The sequence below is a fragment of the Methylobacterium trifolii genome (assembly GCF_022179685.1).
In the GTDB taxonomy this organism is placed as follows: domain Bacteria; phylum Pseudomonadota; class Alphaproteobacteria; order Rhizobiales; family Beijerinckiaceae; genus Methylobacterium; species Methylobacterium trifolii.
Genome location: NZ_BPRB01000363.1, coordinates 1 through 1,675, shown reverse-complemented (window position 1 = coordinate 1,675; position 1,675 = coordinate 1). Strand labels below are relative to the sequence as shown.

General features: G+C 55.0%; 2 protein-coding genes. Both read left to right on the top strand.

Annotation, left to right across the window (positions count from 1 at the left end; all coding sequences use genetic code 11):
- Window positions 1-931, top strand: a 931-nt coding sequence (locus COGEMETH_RS24425; protein WP_238185265.1) for a cadherin-like domain-containing protein, incomplete at its 5' end; no start/stop codon positions are given.
- A 363-nt stretch (window positions 932-1,294) separates the two neighbouring features.
- Window positions 1,295-1,615 carry a hypothetical protein gene (locus COGEMETH_RS24420; RefSeq protein ID WP_238185264.1) on the top strand — a complete coding sequence of 107 codons (321 nt, stop codon included), beginning with the start codon at window positions 1,295-1,297 and terminating at the stop codon, window positions 1,613-1,615.
- Window positions 1,616-1,675 lie beyond the last annotated feature (60 nt).

Below are 1,675 nucleotides of genomic sequence, written 5' to 3'. Positions count from 1 at the left end.
CGCGAGCAACAACGGGCCGAACGCCGCCACTGGCGTCAGCATCACCGATGCCTTGCCCGCCGGCCTGACATACGTCTCGTCAACGCAGTCGTCCGGCACCTACAACCCCGCGACGGGGATCTGGACTCCTGGCACACTCGCCAGCGGGTCAGCCAGCACGCTGACGCTCGTGGCAACGGTGACCAGCCCGAACACGCTGATGAACACGGCAACCATCACTCATTCAGATCAGTACGATCCAAATACGGCCAACAACTCGGCGTCCGTGACCGAGACACCGCAGCAAGCGGATTTGGCTTTGACCAACTCCGTATCGAACTCGACACCGAACGTTGGAGACTCTGTCACTTTCACCATAACTGCAAGCAACAACGGGCCGAGCACTGCTACTGGCGTTACCGTTAAAGACATACTGCCCGCCGGCCTGACGTATGTTTCTTCATCACCCTCGTCAGGAAACTACGATGCCACGACGGGGATCTGGAATGTCGGCACAATCATCAGTGGGACACCCAGCACGCTGACAATCACGGCAAATGTAACAAACCCAAATACCTTAACGAACACGGCAACCATCACCCATTCAGATCAGTACGATCCAAATACAAGCAACAACTCGGCGTCATCTACTGAAAAGCTCAATACCGCACCCGTTTCCAACCCTGATATATACAATGCAATTACCGGCGCAACACTTAGAGTCACCTCTCCTGGCGTGCTTGCAAATGATACAGATGCTGAAAACAATCAATTGACAGCTTTGTTGATTTCTGGCCCTCAATTCGGCATGTTAAATCTAAATCCTAATGGATCATTTGATTACACAGCAAACCCGAGATTCCAAGGTACCGACGTTTTTACTTACATGGCTACAGATGGCATAGCAAATTCGTCCCCAACAACTGTAACTATAAGATCAATACTTCCATAATATGTTGTGCTAATAATTCCTGTTAGGAACAATTATGTAAAATCTGTGCTATGATAATCAACGTGCTGTTGTCAGTCTTTACCATGGGTGGCGATGCCAGTGCCGGCCATCCCGCCGCCTGAAAATGCTTTCGGCCAAGCCGTTGTTCGCACCGGATCGGCACCTATGGCGCCGAGAGATCGAAGACAGGCCTGCCGCCCCGCACGCCTGTCCACTTTCGGCTGATTGATTAAGAGGGTCCGTTCAGTCCAACCGTGGCGTTAGAGCACCAGGTGCACGGACGGGCATAACCGGATCACGCCAGCGAGTAGCGCTACGAATGCGCGATGCCGGACCGGCACTGAAGCGAAGAGGCCGTTGCAAATGACGGCGGTGATGCCGGTAGTGCCAATGACGATGTCGACGGTGATGATGCCAGCGGCGATGGTAGTGCCGGTGCCAATGCCGCCGGTGATGACGTCGCCAGTGACGTCGGTAACGCACTTCGACAAGGTTGCTCTCCGGCATCGCGGCGAGACCAACGGCAGTTGGTATGGTCAACGCAGAGGCACCTTGGGGCACGCTCACGAGCAGACCGCCGACAAATACGAGGGCAAGGAGCAGCTTCTTGATCACGCGCATCTTCTCCGATCACGGCTCAGCGGCAAACGCCAAGGCGGACGCGAAGGTTGCGGCGCCTGCTAAGCGGCAGTGCCTTCCTTCAAGCGCCCGTCATGCCGGCGCAATCTAGCACTACTTTGGCAG

What these genes read in the sequence shown, in the direction of transcription:
- COGEMETH_RS24420 (WP_238185264.1), top strand. Translation starts at nt 1,295, where the DNA reads ATGACGGCGGTGATGCCGGTAGTGCCAATGACGATGTCGACGGTGATG.